Genomic DNA, 15,071 nt, shown 5'->3' on the forward strand with positions numbered 1-15,071 from the left:
GACGCAGGTCCCGGTCGCCGGTCGCGACCGGGGCCCTCCACGAGTCGACGGATCGGTCCGCTGATACGACCCGATCCACCGGTCGGCATCGGCTCCCTAGGCTGTCGGGCCGAGACCACGCAGCCACCGACCGAGGACCGACCCCATGACCGACCACCGCCTCGCCATCATCGGCGGCGACGGCATCGGGCCCGAGGTCGTCGATCAGGGACTGCGGGTCCTGGACGCCGTCGAGCAACGCCACGGGTTCACCACCACGCGCATCGACTTCGACCTGGGCGGGCGGCGCTACCTCGACACGGGCGAGGTCCTGTCCGACGAGACCCTGGCCGAGCTCGACGACACCGACGCGATCTACCTCGGTGCGGTCGGCACGCCGGACGTCCCGCCGGGCGTGCTCGAGCGCGGCATGCTGTTGCGGATCAGGTTCGCCTTCGACCAGTACGTCAACCACCGCCCCGTGAAGCTGTACCCGGGGGTGACGTCCCCGGTCGCCGGCCTGACCCCCGAGCGCTGTGACTTCGTGGTCCTGCGGGAGAACACGGAGTCGGTGTACGCCGGTGCGGGTGGCACCGTCCACCGTGGGACGGCGGCCGAGATCGCCACCCAGGAGTCACTCAACACCCGCCACGGGGTCGAGCGCATCATGCGCCACGCCTTCGACCTCGCGGACGCCCGCGAGCGCCGGCACCTGACCCTGTGCCACAAGACCAACGTGCTGGTCCACGCCGGTGACCTGTGGTGGCGCACCTTCCACGAGGTCGGCGAGGAGTACCCCCGGGTCGAGCGGGACTACGTGCACGTCGACGCGGCGTGCCTGTACTTCGTGACCCAGCCGGAGCGCTTCGACGTCGTCGTGACCGAGAACCTGTTCGGCGACATCATCACCGACCTCGGCGCCGCCGTGCAGGGCGGGATGGGGCTGGCCACGTCCGGCAACCTCAACCCCACGGGAGCCCACCCGTCGATGTTCGAGCCCGTCCATGGCTCGGCCCCCGACATCGCCGGCACCGGCGTGGCCGATCCCACCGCGGCCGTGCTGGCCCTGTCGCTGCTGCTGGCCGACCTCGGTGAGCACGACGCCGCCGCCGACGTCGAGGCTGCCGTCGCGACCTGGCTGGCCGAGCGGGGTGACGCGAGCACCGGGACCGTCGAGGTCGGCGACCGGCTGGTCGAGCTCGTGTCGTCGTGACCGGTGGTGACCGTCCCGAACTGCGCCGGGTCACCGAGGACGAGTGGGAGGACTTCACCCGCTACTGGGTGCGCGTCTTCCACCACGTCCCACGTGACGAGATCATCCGGCACCGACGCGAGCACGCGCATCCGTCACGCTTCCTGACGGCCACCGACGACGGCGGCCACTACGTGGCCTCGGCCGGTGCCTACGAGTTCGACCTGTCGTTGCCGGGCGGGTCGCGGATCGACTGCGCGGGGGTCTCGGCCGTCACGGTCCGCACGGACCACCGCCGTCGCGGCCTGCTGCGTGCGATGATGGCCCAGCTCCACCGGGATGCCGCCGAGCACGCCGATCCGGTGGCCGCCCTGTGGGCGACCGAGGCGCCGATCTACGGTCGGTTCGGCTACGGCGCGGCCGTGCCCGGCACGCACTTCTCGATCCGCCAGTCCCAGCTGCGCGGCTTGGCGGGCGGGGACGCGTCCCGGGTCCGTGAGCTGGCGCGCGACGACTACCTGGCGGCGGGTCCGGCGGTCCACGAGCAGGTCCGTGACGGACGACCCGGGATGCTGGCCCGCTCCGCGTCGTGGTGGCTGGCCGGGACCGAGGACGAGGAGGCCGCCGAGAAGCGGCCCCTGCGCTACGCCGCCGTCGGCGATCGGGGAGTCGTGCGGTTCATGGTCCACGAGGGCACCTGGGACCACGACGTCCCGGACGCGACCGTGACCGTCAAGGACCTGCTGGCCGTGGATGCCGAGGCCGAGGCGGACCTGTGGGCCTACGTCGCCAGCATCGACCTGGTCACGACCGTCGAGGCCGAGGTCCGGCCGGTCGACGACCCGCTCCCGTGGCGGATCCTCGACCGGGTCCAGCTGCGTCGGCGGGCCGCACCCCCGTTGTTCGTCCGCCTGCTGGACGTGCCGACCGCGCTGGAGGCCCGGTCCTACGACGCGTCGGACCGGTTGGTGCTGGAGGTCCACGACGACCAGCACGCCGACAACGATCGTCGGTGGTCGCTGGAGGCGGGTCCGGAGGGTGCCGAGGTGACGCCGACCGACGACGCGGCCGACGTCGAGCTGTCCGTGACCGACCTCGCCAGCCTCTGGCTCGGTGGGTACTCACCGCTCACGCTGGAGGCCGCCGGCCGGATCGAGATCGCGTCGCACGACCGAGCCCAACGCCTCCACCGGATCTTCGCCACCGACCGCGCCCCGTGGTGCCCGCTCGATTTCTGAGTGTGCGATCCGCGCACGTCGTGCGCGGACGGGCACTATGCTGGAACCGTCCGGAACAGGTCCGGCGACGGGTGAGGCGTGTGCCACGACCCGATCCGCGACCCGGATCCCGACCGGACCCGTTCGAACCTGACCTCGCGACCTGGAGTGGTGGATGCCCGACGTTGACGCAGCGCTGGAACAGGACGACGTGCTCGTGACCGTGGGCAGTGGGAGCAAGGCCCACGTCTTCCGACCACTCGACGGGGCCACCTTCAAGACACGCACCCTCCACGACGGCGGGTTCGTGTACGACCGGGCCCTGTGTGGCACGGGTGGCGAGATGCACACGGCGACCGACGCCGACCTCTGCAAGACCTGCGCCAGCCTGCTGGACAGCAACTGATCCGGGCCGCGGGCCGCGGGGCCTTGCCCTGCGGCGACCGGCGCACCACCCTCGTCGCACCACTCGTCCATGAGGAACCTGCATGTCCAACGTGTACAAGAAGATCGAGCTGGTCGGCTCATCGCGCGACTCCGTCGAGGACGCGATCCAGTCCGCCGTCTCCAAGGCGTCCGAGACCACCCGCAACCTCGACTGGTTCGAGGTCGACGAGATCCGTGGCTGGATCGACGACGGCGTGGTCCAGCACTACCAGGTGGGCCTGCGGGTCGGCTTCCGGGTCGACGACGTCGCCAACGACGGCTGAGCCGTCCGGCTTGACGCTGCGCCGAGCGTCGCCCTAGGTTCGCCGCCATGCAGCCCGACAGCGCCCCGACCTCCCCGCACCTGCACGGTGCGCCGGTCGGCGTCGCCTGCCCGTCGACCCACTGGGCCGACGGCATCATCATCATTGGATCGCTCCCGTAGACGGCGTGTGCCGGGCTGCGGGAGCGGCGCCGGCACCCCCGGCACCGCGTTCCACCGTCCGGCTCCACGCCGATCCCACTCCAGGATCGAGGACGTCGTGAGCCACACCCCACTCCCCAGCCGGGACGAGGCCGCCCGTGCCCTGGCGCCCGGTGCCGCGCCACCCGTGCTGTACGACACCACGCTGCGCGACGGCACCCAGCGCGAGGGCATCAACCTCACCGTCGAGGACAAGGTCCGCGTCGCCCGGCGCATGGACGGGCTCGGGGTCCACTACCTCGAGGGTGGCTGGCCGGGCTCCAACCCCAAGGACACCGCGTTCTTCCGTCGGTTCGCCGAGGGTGACGAGTCGCCGCTGCAGGCGACGCTGACCGCGTTCGGGATGACCCGCATGGCCGGCAACGACGTCGCCGAGGACCCGCTGCTGGCGGGCCTGCTGGAGGCCCGCACCGAGGTGGTGTGCCTGGTCGGCAAGTCGTGGGGCTACCACGTCGACGACGCCCTGGGCGTGCCCCGGTCCGAGAACCTCGCCATGGTGACCGAGTCCGTCGCCCACCTCGTCGCCAACGGCCGCCGGGTCTTCTTCGACGCCGAGCACTTCTTCGACGGCTTCGCCCGCGACCGGGACTACGCCCTGGAGGTGGTCGTGGCGGCCGCCGAGGCGGGAGCGGAGGCGGTCGTGCTGTGCGACACCAACGGTGGGGCGATGCCCTGGGACGTCGTCGACGTCGTCACCGAGGTGCGCAGGCGGGTCGGCGAGACCGACGTCGGACTGCACTTCCACGACGACGGTGGCTGCGCGGTCGCCAACTCGATGCTGGGGCTGCAGGCCGGTGCCGTGCAGGTCCAGGGGACCGCGAACGGGCTGGGGGAGCGGTGCGGCAACGCCAACCTGTTCACCGTGATGGCCGACCTGCAGCTCAAGCAACTCGTGCCGGTGGTCCCGCCCGACGCACTGGAGCGCCTCACCGAGGTCAGCCACGCCGTCGCCGACATCTGCAACCAGGCCACGCCGTCCGTGCAGCCCTACGTCGGCCACACCGCGTTCTCGCACAAGGCCGGCCTGCACGCCTCGGCGCTGGCCAAGGCGCCCGACATGTACAACCACATCGACCCCGGGCAGGTCGGCAACGCCCAGCGGCTGGTGGTCTCGGAACAGTCCGGTCGGTCCAACATCGTCCTCAAGGCACGCGAGTTCGGGCTGGAGGTCGGCCCCGACGAGGCGGCCACGGTCCTGGCCGAGGTCAAGCGACGCGAGGCCCAGGGGTGGACCTACGACGCCGCCGACGCCTCGTTCGAGCTGCTCCTGCGCCGGCTGACCGGCCGACTGGAACGGTCCGACGAACCGTTCCACACCCAGCACTTCCGGGTGTCGGTCGGTGGGGGTTGGGAGGGTCGTGGCGCCCCGGACATGCGGGTCGCGATGGCAGACGCCGGTCGCGGCGACCACGCCGACCTGCCGGTGGACCACGACGAGTCGCCGGCCGAGGCGATCCTGGCCGTCGAGGTCGCGGGCCGACGCCGGCTGGGTGCCGGCGAGGGCAACGGCCCGGTCGACGCGCTCGCCAACGCCTTCCGCAACGCCGTGAACGGGACCTGGCCCGAGCTCGAGCAGGTCCGCCTCAGCGACTACAAGGTCCGGATCCTGGAGGCGACACGCGGGACCGATGCGGTGACCCGGGTGCTGGTCACCTCGACCGACGGGGTCGGCAGCTGGGTGACCGTGGGGGTCGATCCCAACATCGTCGAGGCGTCGTGGCGAGCGCTGTCGGATGCCTGGACCTACGCGATCCTGCAGGCCGGCTGGCGCTGATCCGGAAAACTTTGGGTGTTCCTCCATGTATTTCGCGTTTCTTCGTGACCTGATTCGGGCCTGCGGGGGCGTTTCGACGTTCGACCGTGGTGACGTCCGATCCGTCGGCGCACCCTGATCGTTCCTGTCCGACGTCCCCGAAGAAACGGCTCGTCCATGTCCACCGTGACCCTTGGTTCCAAGGACCCGATCGACCTGTACGTCGAGGACTCCGGCGGCGACGGTCGTCCGGTCGTGCTGATCCACGGCTGGCCGCTCACCGCCGACGCCTGGGCCGACCAAGTGCCCGCCCTGGTCGACGCCGGACACCGGGTCATCACCTACGACCGGCGGGGCTTTGGTCGATCCGACAGCGGCGACGCCTACGACTACGACGCCCTCTCCGGTGACCTCGACGTGCTGCTCAACCACCTCGACCTGCGCGGCGCGGTCCTGGTCGGGTTCTCCATGGGTGGTGGCGAGGTCGCCCGCCAGCTCGGCACGCGGGGCGACGACCGGCTGGCCGGCGTCGTGTTCGCCGCGGCCGTGCCGCCCTACCTCGAGGCCACCGCGGACAACCCGGACGGTCCGCTCGACGACGTTGCGATCAAGGAGATGAAGACCGGGCTGGCCGACGACCCCGACGGGTTCTACGACCAGTTCACCACCGACTTCTTCACCGCCGACGGCGAGGTCCGGGTGAGCGAGGCCAAGCGCACCAAGGCCGTCGAGATGGCGGGGCAGGCCGACCTCGACGCGGCGCTGGCCTGCATCGACTCGTTCGCGCGCACCGACTTCCGCGACGACCTGTCCCTGGTGCGGATCCCCACCCTGGTGATCCACGGCGACGCCGACGAGATCGTGCCGCTGGAGGCCAGTGGTGCCCGCACCCACGAGGCCCTGCCCAACTCCCGGCTGCACGTCGTCGAGGGTGGCCCGCACGGCATCAACGTCAGCCATCCCGACGAGTTCAACCGGGCCCTGCTGGACTTCATCGACGGCCTGTAGGTCGTCGGGCAGGTCGTCCACGACGTCCGTCCGGGGACGGCAGCCGCGGCCGGGGGCACACGTCCTGGCCGCGGCGTCCTGCCGTGACCGCGCCCCGTAGGCTCTCCCCGGCCACCACGCGAGGGGACCATGACCAGCCACGTCCTGACCCTGATCTGCCCGGATCGCCCCGGCATCGTCCACGCGGTGTGCGGGGCGCTGCTCGAGGTCGGGGGCAACATCACCGAGAACGCCCAGTTCGGTGACCCCGACACCGACCTGTTCTGCATGCGCACGGTGTTCGATGCCGACACCGACGACTCGGACGAGGTGGCCCGACTCGTCGCCGCGGCACTGGACGTCGACCAGGTGCCCGGCGGTCGCGACGCCGGCGTCCGGCTGCGGGTTCGCCCGGTCGCGCACCGCCCCGTCGTGATGGTCCTGGTGTCACGCACCGACCACTGCCTCGAGGACCTGCTGTACCGGTGGCGCAACGACCTGCTGCCGATCGACATCCCGGCCGTCGTGTCCAACCACGACGACCTCCGCGACCAGGTCGAGCGTCACGGGATCCCCTTCCACCACCTGCCTGTCAGCGGCGACACCCGGCCCGACCAGGAGGCCGCGATCCTCGACCTGGTCGAGCGCCACGACGTCGAGCTGGTGGTGCTCGCCCGGTACATGCAGATCCTGAGCGACGACCTGTGCACCCGGCTGGCCGGGCGAGCCATCAACATCCACCACTCGTTCCTGCCCGGCTTCAAGGGCGCCAGGCCCTACCACCGGGCACACGAACGCGGGGTCAAGCTGGTCGGGGCGACCGCACACTTCGTCACGGCCGACCTCGACGAGGGACCGATCATCGAACAGGACGTCGCCCGGGTGACCCATGCCCACACCCCCGACCAGCTCGTCGAGCTCGGCCAGGACACCGAGCGGCGCGTGCTCTCGCGTGCCGTCCGCTGGTGGGCCGAGGACCGCATCCTCCTCCTCGGCGACCGCACCGTCGTCTTCCCCTGACGTGCGCCCTCGCTTCGCTCGAGCGCATTGGAGTTGCTCGCTTCGCTCACAACGTCCAGCTCCCACGTCCAGCGACGCCAGTCGAGTGTGCTGATCCCGGCCACCGCTGGCCCCGGGCCGCACACTCGACTGCCAGACCCTGCGGAGGGGCGCGGACGGAGACGGCAGGGCCTCGGCTACGGTGCGGGATCGTTCCCGCCCGCCCATCACGAGGTGTGTCGTTGACCAGGTTCGTCCGCTACTCCACGTCCGAGGGACCCCGGTTCGGCGTGGTCGACGAGTCCGGCGTCCGGGCGATCGACGGCCACCCGTTCGGCGACTGGTCCGACACCGGCCAGCAGGTGCCGCTGGACACCCTGAAGCTCCTCGCGCCGATGATCCCCACCAAGGTGGTCGCCGTCGGGCGCAACTACGCCGACCATGCCGCCGAGATGGGTGGGGAGCTGCCCGAGCAGCCGCTGCTGTTCTTCAAGCCGACCTCGGCGATCGTGGGACCCGGTGACCCGGTGCAGATCCCGACCGACCTGACCCAGGACGTCCACCACGAGGCCGAGATGGCCGTCGTGGTGTCGCGCCAACTGTCGCGGGCGACGCCCCAGGAGGCCGCCGAGGCGGTCCTGGGCGTCACCGCCGCCAACGACGTGACCGCCCGTGACCTGCAGCGCGCGGAGCCGCAGTGGGCCCGCGGGAAGGGCATGGACACGTTCCTGCCGCTGGGTCCGGCGATCGCCACGGGGCTGGACCTCGATGCGGTGCGGGTGGTCGGCCGGGTCAACGGCGAGGTCCGCCAGGACGGCACCACGGCAGACCTCGTGTTCGACGTCCCGACCCTGCTGTCGTTCATCTCGCAGTCGATCACGTTGTTGCCGACCGACATCGTGCTGACCGGCACGCCGGCCGGGGTCGGGCCGATCGTGCCGGGAGACACCGTCGAGGTCGAGCTGGAGGGCGTCGGGTCGCTGGTCAACCCGGTGATCGCCCGGCCACGACGCGAGGGCTGAGGAGCGTGACGATGGAGATCTGGCACAACCCGCGGTGTTCGAAGTCGCGCGAGACACTCGGCATCCTGACCGACGCCGGCGTCGACCCCACGGTCCGTCGCTACCTCGACGACCCACCGGACGCCGAGGAGCTGGCCCGGGTGCTGGACCTGCTCGGGCTCGCGCCGTGGGACGTGACCCGGTTCGGCGAGCAGGTCGCGAAGGACCTCGGGCTGAAGGATCGGCCGCGCGAGGACCCGGCCGCGTGGATCGACCTGCTGGTCGCCAACCCCAGGCTGATCGAGCGCCCGATCGTCGTCGACGGCGACCGCGCCGTCGTCGGCCGTCCGCCCGAGAACGTCCACACCCTGCTGGCATGACCCGCCCGCCCCCGCCCGCCCCCGACCTGACGCGCTGGCCGGGACCGCGCGCGGAGGGACACGGCGGCCTGGCTCGGTTCTTCGCCGTGGCGGGACTCGTGGCCAACGGGTTGCTCATTGCCGTCATGACCTGGGGTGGTGTGCAAGCGGTCGCCCTGTTCCGTGCGACGGGCTGTGGTCCGGGCTGGTGCGGGGCCGGTGTGGTGACCCTGCAGGTCCTCGTGGTCGTGGGTGGACTGCTGGTCGCCCGGTGGTGGCTCCGGCTGGTGTGGAGTCCCTCCTCCTCGAGTGGCTGGTTCGGCGGGCTCCCCTGGCTGACCGCGGTCCTGCTGGGGTTCCTCATCTCCATGCTCGCGGCGATCGCGTTGGTCGGGATCCTGGTCTTCGCCCACCACCCCGGGGGGCCATAGACCGGGTACAGGGAGGTGCCCCGCGGGCTGGGACGGCCCGGGGCTACCGTTCGGGGCGACCCCACGACGACCAGGACATCAGGACCGATGGACGTGATCCCCAACGTGCTCGCGGAGCGCTACGCCAGTGAGGCCATGCGCGCGACCTGGTCCGTGGACGGCAAGATCCGGGCCGAGCGCCGGCTGTGGTTGGCCGTGCTGGGTGCCCAGCGCGACCTCGGCGTGGACGTCCCCGACGGGGTCATCGAGGACTACGAGGCGGTGGTCGCCGACGTCGACCTCGGCTCGATCGCGGACCGCGAACGGGTGTTGCGTCACGACGTCAAGGCCCGCATCGAGGAGTTCAACGCGCTGGCCGGGCACGAGCACGTCCACAAGGGCATGACCTCGCGCGACCTGACCGAGAACGTCGAGCAGGTGCAGGTCCGTGACGCCCTGGTGCTGGTCCGGGCGCGGATCGTGGCCCTGCTGGCACGTCTCGCGCGGTTGGCGGCGGAGCAGTCGGCCACCGTGATCGCCGGGCGCAGCCACAACGTCGCCGCGCAGGCGACCACGTTGGGCAAGCGGCTCGCCACGGTCGGCGAGGAGCTGTTCGTCGCTCTCGGACGGGTCGACGACCTCCTGGAGCGCGTGCCCCTGCGTGGCATCAAGGGACCGGTCGGCACCCAGCAGGACCAGCTCGACCTGCTCGGCTCGCCGGAGGCGGTGGCCGAGCTCGAGCGCCGGGTCGCCGACCACCTCGGCTTCGCCACCACCGCCACCTCGGTGGGCCAGGTCTACCCACGCTCGTGGGACTTCGACGTGGTGACGGCGCTGGCCCAGGTCGCATCCGCGCCCGGCAACCTCGCCACGACCCTGCGCCTGATGGCCGGACACGAGTTGGCCACCGAGGGGTTCAAGGAGGGCCAGGTCGGGTCCTCGGCCATGCCGCACAAGATGAACTCGCGGTCCAGCGAGCGGATCATCGGCTTCGTGACGATCCTGCGGGGTCACGTGACCATGGCGTCCGGGCTGCTGGGGGACCAGTGGAACGAGGGCGACGTGTCGTGCTCGGTGGTCCGGCGCGTGGTGCTGCCGGACGCGTTCTTCGCCCTGGACGGGCTGGTCGAGACCGCGCTGACGGTCCTGGACGAGCTGGGGTTCTTCCCTGCGGTGATCGCCGCCGAGCTGGACCGGTACCTGCCGTTCCTGGCGACCACGAAGGTGCTCATGGCGGCCGTCAAGGCCGGGGTCGGTCGCGAGGCGGCCCACGAGGCGATCAAGGAGCACGCCGTGGCCGTGGCGCTGGACATGCGCGCCGGGGCGGCCGACAACGACCTGGTCGAACGCCTGGCCGGCGACGACCGGTTGGGCCTGGCGCGGGCCGACCTGGAGGCGCTGCTGTCGGACCCGCTGGACTTCGTCGGCACGGCACCCCAGCAGGTCGCCGCCTTCGTCGCCCGGGTCGACGAGTTGGTCGCCTCCGATCCCGACGCCGCCGCCTACGTCCCCGGCGACATCCTCTAGCCGCCGGCCGGGACAGGTCAGTGGGGAGTCGGTCGGCCGTCGTGGCGTTCGTGGCCGGGTTGGTCGGCGTGGAACGCCGTGGTGGCGGGTCAGTGAGGAGTTGGTCGGCCGTCGTGGCGTTCGCGGCCGGGTTGGTCGGCCACGAACGCCCCCTGGGAGTCAGGGGTGGCCCGGGCGGGACCGGGCGGTGGCCGACGGAGGGGAGGGTGGCGGCGCGTATCCTCGGCGGTCACGCCTGCCGCAGCTCCCGAGGTCCCCGCCGTGTCCGAGCATTCCGTCCGTGTCCGCTTCGCACCTGCCCCGTCGGGGTGGCTGCACGTGGGCAGCGTCCGCACCGCCCTGTTCAACTGGCTGTGGGCACGCCACACCGGTGGCACGTTCATCTGGCGGATCGAGGACACCGACGCCGACCGTGCCACCGACGCGTCGATGCAGTCGATGATCGAGGCGATGCGCTGGCTGGGGCTGGACTGGGACGAGGGCATCGAGGTCGGGGGTCCGTACGGTCCGTACCGCCAGTCCGCGCGCGCCGACCTCCACCGCGCCGTGGCGCGCCGCCTCGCCGACCGCGGCCACCTCTATCACGACGACCGGTCACCGGACGAGCTGAACGCGTGGCGCCAGGAGCGCCGGGACGCGGACCTGCCCCCGATCGTGAAGCGCGACACCGTCCCGGACGCCTCCGAGGGAACGCTGCGCCTCGCGCTGCCGACGTCCGGGACCACCAGTGTCGACGACCTCGTGCGTGGGGAGGTGACCTGGGACTGGGCCAACGAGTCGGACCCCGTCCTGGTCCGGTCCAACGGGGCCGTCACCTACCCGCTGGCCAACGCCGTGGACGACCTCGCCCAGGGCGTGTCGGTGGTGTGCCGGGGCGAGGACCTGTTGTCGGTCACGCCCCGCCAGCGTCGGCTGTACGAGTTGCTGCTGGCCGACGACCTGCTCGACGATGCCCTCGCGGAGGCCGGCCTGCCGGCTCGGGACCCGTCCTGGGAGGCACCGTCGACCTTCGCCCACCTTTCCATGGTGGTGGGCCAGGACCGCAAGAAGCTGTCCAAGCGGCATGGCTCGGTCTCGATCCAGGAGTTCGCCCGACGTGGCTTCCTCCCCGAGACCCTGCTGAACTACATCGCGCTGCTCGGGTGGTCACCGCGGGACGGCCGTGAGCGCATGGACCGCGACGAGGTCGTGGCCGCGTTCGACCTCACCAACGTCGGTGCGTCGGCGGCCGCGTTCGACACCGACAAGCTGACCGCCTTCAACGGCGAGCGGATCCGCGACCTGTCCCCGGACGCGCTGGCCCACCGGCTGGTCCCGCATCTCGACGGCACGCACCTCCCCGACGACGACGAGGGCGATCCCGACCCCACCTTCGAGCCGGTGGTGGCCACGCCACCGACCGACGAACAGATGGCCACCCTGGTCGCGCTGGTCCCGCTGGTCCAGGAGCGCATGCAGACGCTGGCAGAGATCGCGGACTACGCCCCGCCGTTCTTCCGCGAGGTCGGCATCGACGACGCCGCTGCGGCCAAGGTGTTCCGCAAGGCCGGCGCCGTCGAGGCACTGGAGGCGGGGGCACGCGTGCTGGCCGACGTGGACTGGACCGTCGAGGGGATCGAGGAGGCGCTGCGTGGCCTGACCGACGAGCTCGGGATCGGGTTCGGCAAGGTCGCCCAGCCCATCCGGGTCGCCGTGACCGGGTCCAACGTCTCCCCGCCGTTGTTCGAGTCCCTGGAGATCATGGACCGGGCCGTGGTCCTGTTGCGGCTCGAGGCGGCGCTGCCGATCGCTCGTGACATCCAGGCCGGCACGGACTGAGGCGATGGACGCCGAGGCTGCCGACGCGACCCGCCCGCCCCCGGAGCCCGGGCCGGCGTGGCCGGCGGCGGAGCGGCTCTCGGACGCAGCGGTGGTCCTCGCGCGTCCGGATCCTGCCCAGGCACCGGCCGTGTTCCGGCTGGCCGCCGACCCGGCGCTGTGGGTCGACGTGCCCGAGGCCGGCAGGACCACCTCGGTGACGGCCCAGCGCGACGACCTCGAGCGGTTCGCCGCCCACTGGGACCGGTACGGATTCGGGTACTGGCTCGCCTGGTCGGCGACCGGGGACGACGACCCGGAGGAGGCCGTCGGCGGCGACCTGCTGGGCCTGGGCGGGCTCCGCTGGTTGTGGTGGCGCGACGACTGGGTGCTCAACGTGTACATCCGACTGGCGGCACGTGCGCAGGGTCGGGGCATCGCACGTCGCCTGCTGGAGACCGGGATCGAGCGGCTGGACGACTCCCTCGACATCGCGACGCCGGTGGTCGTGCGCACGAGGCCCACGAACGAATCCATGGTCGGCCTGGCCCGGCGCATTGGCTTCGTCGACGCTGGCACGGAGGAACGTGAGCTCGGCACCTACCGGGTGCTGGTCCGCGAGCTCGGCACATGAGCGTCGCCGAGCCGGACGGCCGCCCGGACGAGGTGCGTCTGCGGGATCGTGGCCCCGCGGTCGTCCCGCTGGACCTGCCGGTGGTCCGGGCCGGTGCGGCGTCGGCGACCGGTGGCGAAGGCGGGACCACGCGTGAGGTCACGGTGCCCGACGATCCCCGTGGCAACGTGGCGCTGTGTCGCTGCGGGCACTCCGCGATCCGTCCGTTCTGTGACGGCACCCACCGGTCCCGGCAGCTCGGCCACGACCGCCTGGTCGAGCCGCCCGACGCGGCCGCGGGCCCGGTACCCGACGACCTCGGGCCGTCGCTGGTCCTGCAGGACGACGGACCGCTGCGGCTGTGTGGCGGGGTGTCGGTCCGACTGCCCGACGGCACCGTCGTCGCGCCCGCGGACGGCACCGGCCTGTGCCGGTGCGGTGCATCGACGAGCCGTCCGTGGTGCGACGGGAGCCACTCGTCCTGTGGCTTCCGCGAGCACGGCTGAATGTCTGGGCGCGCCCTGCCGGTCCCGGCGCGGTGCGGCGTCACGAGACCCGGGAGTCCCGGCGACGGTCCTGGTCGGGACGCGTCGGCGGTCGCGGCGTGCGACCGGCCACGACCACGGCCATCGCGCGCACCGCCGCCGAGCCGGGGGCGAAGTAGGCGGCGTGCCCGCGGTTGCTCCGGTCGGTGGGCAGGCGGTGCACCCGGTCACCCAACCGGTGGATCGCCGGACCGAGCACGCCGGGCAGGAGTGGCACGGGGTCCAGGGCCGCGGTCGCCGACCACACGCCCACGCCACGGGGCAGGTCGAGGTCGTCCAGGTCGTCGACGCCGGCGCCGGGCCCGGGTGCGCCCAGGGCCACCACGTCGTCGACGTCCAGTGGCGTGACGTCGCCGGTCCGCGTCAGTGCGCGGAAGGTCAGCACGGCGCCGTAGGAGTGGCCGACGACGGTGTGGTGCACCCCCGGGTTCGTGGCGCGCAGCCCGGCGGCGTGGTCCACCAGTGCTGCCCGCTGGGCGTCCGCCCAAGCGTCGGTGGCCGCAGCGGCCAGGGGACGCGGGTCGCCGGTCGCCAGGCCGGACCCGATGGCGACGATGCCGGGTGGGGTGTCGTAGCCCAGCCACGCGACGGTCGCGACCCGCTCGTCGACCACGCGCGCGGCGTCGCGGAGGACGGCGGCCTCGCGCAGCAGTCGGGGCGTGGCGGCCAGCGTCGTGCCGATGCCCGGGACGATGGTGGCGACGTGGCGGGCCCGGTCGGGGTCACCCCAGGCCACGACCGCACGTCCGTCCCCGCTCGGGTCGAAGGCGAGGATCCGGTCGGCCGCCAGCAGTCCCTCGAGGCGCCCGATCTGACGGTCCATGGCGGTCCGGCCCGGGTCCGGGTCCCACGCGGCGGCGCCGGTCAGGGCGGTCGGGTCCCATCGCACGCGGTCGCGTGCGGATCGCAGGCCGTCGAGGTGGTCCCGGAGGATCGCCCGGTTGCAGCCGTCGCGGACGTCGATCGGGATGCCGGCGAGACGGCCGAGCACGTCGGGGTGTGCCGCAATGGCGGCCTGCCGGTCGACCGACGACAGGCCGGCCCAGAGTCCGGCCACGGCGTCGGGCCGGAGTGTGGCCAGCGAGGCCACGACCAGGTCCGGGTCGGCCACGCCATCCGTCCCGGCAGCGGCCAGGATAGACCACGCCACGGCTCGGTCGACGGCGTACGAGCGGTCGAGACGGGCGAACCGCGTCCCGACGACGGCCGGCTGGGCGACCAGGTGGGCGAGGTCGCCCAGCAGGTCCTCCACGTCGTCCAGGATCCCGCTCAGCGTCGCCGCCGGTCCGTCCGGGTCACCGTCCGTCGCCGCGTGCAGGCGGGCCCGGGCGTCGTCCAGTCGCTCGACCGTCCGGCGCACCGCGTGCAGGCCGTCGTCGGTGAAGGCCGTCATCGCCCGGGGATCCGCGCGCACGGTCATGGGCCGCCACCGTCGAGGTGCCGGTCGGCGAGGTCGTGGCCTGCCCTGGCGAGCCGGTCCGCGACGACCCCGAGGTCGTCCAGGCGCGTGGCCAGCAGGTCGTCGAAGCGCTCCCGGGCCAGGCCCCGCCATGAGAGTGCGCGGACGCCGTCGGCCAGGTCGTCGCCCAGCCGCACGAGTCGTCGGACGAGGCGCTCGACGTGGTCGACGAGGTCGTCCAGCACGGCCGGATCGCCAGGCCATGGGTCCGGTGTCGTCACGTCCGTGCCTCGCTCACCCGCCCCCGGGGGGCCTCACGCTACGGCTGCCTCGGCCGGACGGGCAGGCTCGTGTCGACCGTGTGGACAGTCGTCGACTCGCAC

The 15,071-nt window shown here is 72.5% G+C and carries 16 protein-coding genes; 14 read left to right on the plus strand and 2 right to left on the minus strand.

Annotated features, from left to right (window positions below; translation table 11 throughout):
- The first annotated feature begins 145 nt into the window (after positions 1 to 145).
- The 14 genes from KR546_RS07455 to KR546_RS07520 all read left to right on the plus strand — a co-directional run bounded on the left by KR546_RS07455 (position 146) and on the right by KR546_RS07520 (position 13,250).
- Positions 146 to 1,192: a 3-isopropylmalate dehydrogenase gene (locus KR546_RS07455; protein ID WP_238444078.1), complete on the plus strand. Its 1,047-nt coding sequence runs from the start codon at positions 146 to 148 to the stop codon at positions 1,190 to 1,192.
- Positions 1,189 to 2,409 carry a GNAT family N-acetyltransferase gene (locus KR546_RS07460; RefSeq protein ID WP_238444079.1) on the plus strand — a complete coding sequence of 407 codons (1,221 nt, stop codon included), beginning with the start codon at positions 1,189 to 1,191 and terminating at the stop codon, positions 2,407 to 2,409. Before KR546_RS07455 ends, KR546_RS07460 begins: the two co-directional genes overlap by 4 nt.
- Positions 2,410 to 2,563: 154 nt before the next feature.
- A complete protein-coding gene (locus KR546_RS07465; RefSeq protein ID WP_238444080.1) occupies positions 2,564 to 2,794 on the plus strand; it encodes a hypothetical protein in 231 nt (76 codons plus the stop codon).
- An 82-nt stretch (positions 2,795 to 2,876) separates the two neighbouring features.
- Entirely contained in the window at positions 2,877 to 3,098 is a 222-nt protein-coding gene (locus KR546_RS07470; RefSeq protein ID WP_238444081.1) for a dodecin, read from the plus strand.
- Positions 3,099 to 3,356: 258 nt separating this feature from the next.
- The gene (cimA, locus tag KR546_RS07475; RefSeq protein WP_238444082.1) at positions 3,357 to 5,072 is read left to right on the plus strand and encodes a citramalate synthase; all 1,716 of its coding nucleotides are present in this window, start codon (positions 3,357 to 3,359) and stop codon (positions 5,070 to 5,072) included.
- A 156-nt stretch (positions 5,073 to 5,228) separates the two neighbouring features.
- The gene (locus KR546_RS07480; protein WP_238444083.1) at positions 5,229 to 6,059 is read left to right on the plus strand and encodes an alpha/beta fold hydrolase; all 831 of its coding nucleotides are present in this window, start codon (positions 5,229 to 5,231) and stop codon (positions 6,057 to 6,059) included.
- Positions 6,060 to 6,188: 129 nt separating this feature from the next.
- Entirely contained in the window at positions 6,189 to 7,058 is an 870-nt protein-coding gene (gene purU, locus KR546_RS07485; RefSeq protein ID WP_238444084.1) for a formyltetrahydrofolate deformylase, read from the plus strand.
- Between the two features lie 221 nt (positions 7,059 to 7,279).
- Positions 7,280 to 8,059, plus strand: a complete 780-nt coding sequence (locus KR546_RS07490; protein ID WP_238444085.1) for a fumarylacetoacetate hydrolase family protein — start codon at positions 7,280 to 7,282, stop codon at positions 8,057 to 8,059.
- A gap of 11 nt (positions 8,060 to 8,070) precedes the next feature.
- On the plus strand, positions 8,071 to 8,418 hold the full coding sequence (gene arsC, locus KR546_RS07495) for an arsenate reductase (glutaredoxin) (RefSeq protein ID WP_238444086.1): 348 nt from the start codon (positions 8,071 to 8,073) through the stop codon (positions 8,416 to 8,418).
- Positions 8,415 to 8,828 carry a hypothetical protein gene (locus tag KR546_RS07500; protein WP_238444087.1) on the plus strand — a complete coding sequence of 138 codons (414 nt, stop codon included), beginning with the start codon at positions 8,415 to 8,417 and terminating at the stop codon, positions 8,826 to 8,828. Before arsC ends, KR546_RS07500 begins: the two co-directional genes overlap by 4 nt.
- 87 nt (positions 8,829 to 8,915) lie before the next feature.
- Positions 8,916 to 10,334, plus strand: coding sequence for an adenylosuccinate lyase (gene purB, locus KR546_RS07505; RefSeq protein ID WP_238444088.1), 1,419 nt, complete (start codon positions 8,916 to 8,918; stop codon positions 10,332 to 10,334).
- Positions 10,335 to 10,595: 261 nt separating this feature from the next.
- A complete protein-coding gene (locus KR546_RS19630; protein ID WP_238444089.1) occupies positions 10,596 to 12,152 on the plus strand; it encodes a glutamate--tRNA ligase in 1,557 nt (518 codons plus the stop codon).
- A 4-nt stretch (positions 12,153 to 12,156) separates the two neighbouring features.
- A complete protein-coding gene (locus KR546_RS07515) occupies positions 12,157 to 12,765 on the plus strand; it encodes a GNAT family N-acetyltransferase (RefSeq protein ID WP_238444090.1) in 609 nt (202 codons plus the stop codon).
- On the plus strand, positions 12,762 to 13,250 hold the full coding sequence (locus tag KR546_RS07520; RefSeq protein WP_238444091.1) for a CDGSH iron-sulfur domain-containing protein: 489 nt from the start codon (positions 12,762 to 12,764) through the stop codon (positions 13,248 to 13,250). The genes KR546_RS07515 and KR546_RS07520 overlap by 4 nt, the downstream gene beginning before the upstream one ends.
- Positions 13,251 to 13,290: 40 nt before the next feature.
- Here KR546_RS07520 and KR546_RS07525 read toward each other — a convergent pair whose 3' ends face one another.
- Together KR546_RS07525 and KR546_RS07530 are read right to left on the minus strand one after the other, a co-directional pair.
- On the minus strand, positions 13,291 to 14,709 hold the full coding sequence (locus KR546_RS07525) for an alpha/beta hydrolase (RefSeq protein WP_238444092.1): 1,419 nt from the start codon (positions 14,707 to 14,709) through the stop codon (positions 13,291 to 13,293).
- On the minus strand, positions 14,706 to 14,933 hold the full coding sequence (locus KR546_RS07530) for a hypothetical protein (protein WP_238444093.1): 228 nt from the start codon (positions 14,931 to 14,933) through the stop codon (positions 14,706 to 14,708). Before KR546_RS07530 ends, KR546_RS07525 begins: the two co-directional genes overlap by 4 nt.
- Positions 14,934 to 15,071: the final 138 nt, after the last annotated feature.

Source organism: Salsipaludibacter albus, assembly GCF_019798055.1.
GTDB classification, from domain to species: Bacteria; Actinomycetota; Nitriliruptoria; order Nitriliruptorales; family Nitriliruptoraceae; genus Salsipaludibacter; species Salsipaludibacter albus.

What these genes read in the sequence shown, in the direction of transcription:
- KR546_RS07455 (WP_238444078.1), top strand. Translation starts at nt 146, where the DNA reads ATGACCGACCACCGCCTCGCCATCATCGGCGGCGACGGCATCGGGCCC.
- KR546_RS07465 (WP_238444080.1), top strand. Translation starts at nt 2,564, where the DNA reads ATGCCCGACGTTGACGCAGCGCTGGAACAGGACGACGTGCTCGTGACC.
- KR546_RS07470 (WP_238444081.1), top strand. Translation starts at nt 2,877, where the DNA reads ATGTCCAACGTGTACAAGAAGATCGAGCTGGTCGGCTCATCGCGCGAC.
- KR546_RS07480 (WP_238444083.1), top strand. Translation starts at nt 5,229, where the DNA reads ATGTCCACCGTGACCCTTGGTTCCAAGGACCCGATCGACCTGTACGTC.
- purU (WP_238444084.1), top strand. Translation starts at nt 6,189, where the DNA reads ATGACCAGCCACGTCCTGACCCTGATCTGCCCGGATCGCCCCGGCATC.
- arsC (WP_238444086.1), top strand. Translation starts at nt 8,071, where the DNA reads ATGGAGATCTGGCACAACCCGCGGTGTTCGAAGTCGCGCGAGACACTC.
- KR546_RS07500 (WP_238444087.1), top strand. Translation starts at nt 8,415, where the DNA reads ATGACCCGCCCGCCCCCGCCCGCCCCCGACCTGACGCGCTGGCCGGGA.
- purB (WP_238444088.1), top strand. Translation starts at nt 8,916, where the DNA reads ATGGACGTGATCCCCAACGTGCTCGCGGAGCGCTACGCCAGTGAGGCC.
- KR546_RS07515 (WP_238444090.1), top strand. Translation starts at nt 12,157, where the DNA reads ATGGACGCCGAGGCTGCCGACGCGACCCGCCCGCCCCCGGAGCCCGGG.
- KR546_RS07520 (WP_238444091.1), top strand. Translation starts at nt 12,762, where the DNA reads ATGAGCGTCGCCGAGCCGGACGGCCGCCCGGACGAGGTGCGTCTGCGG.
- KR546_RS07525 (WP_238444092.1), bottom strand. Translation starts at nt 14,709, where the DNA reads ATGACCGTGCGCGCGGATCCCCGGGCGATGACGGCCTTCACCGACGAC.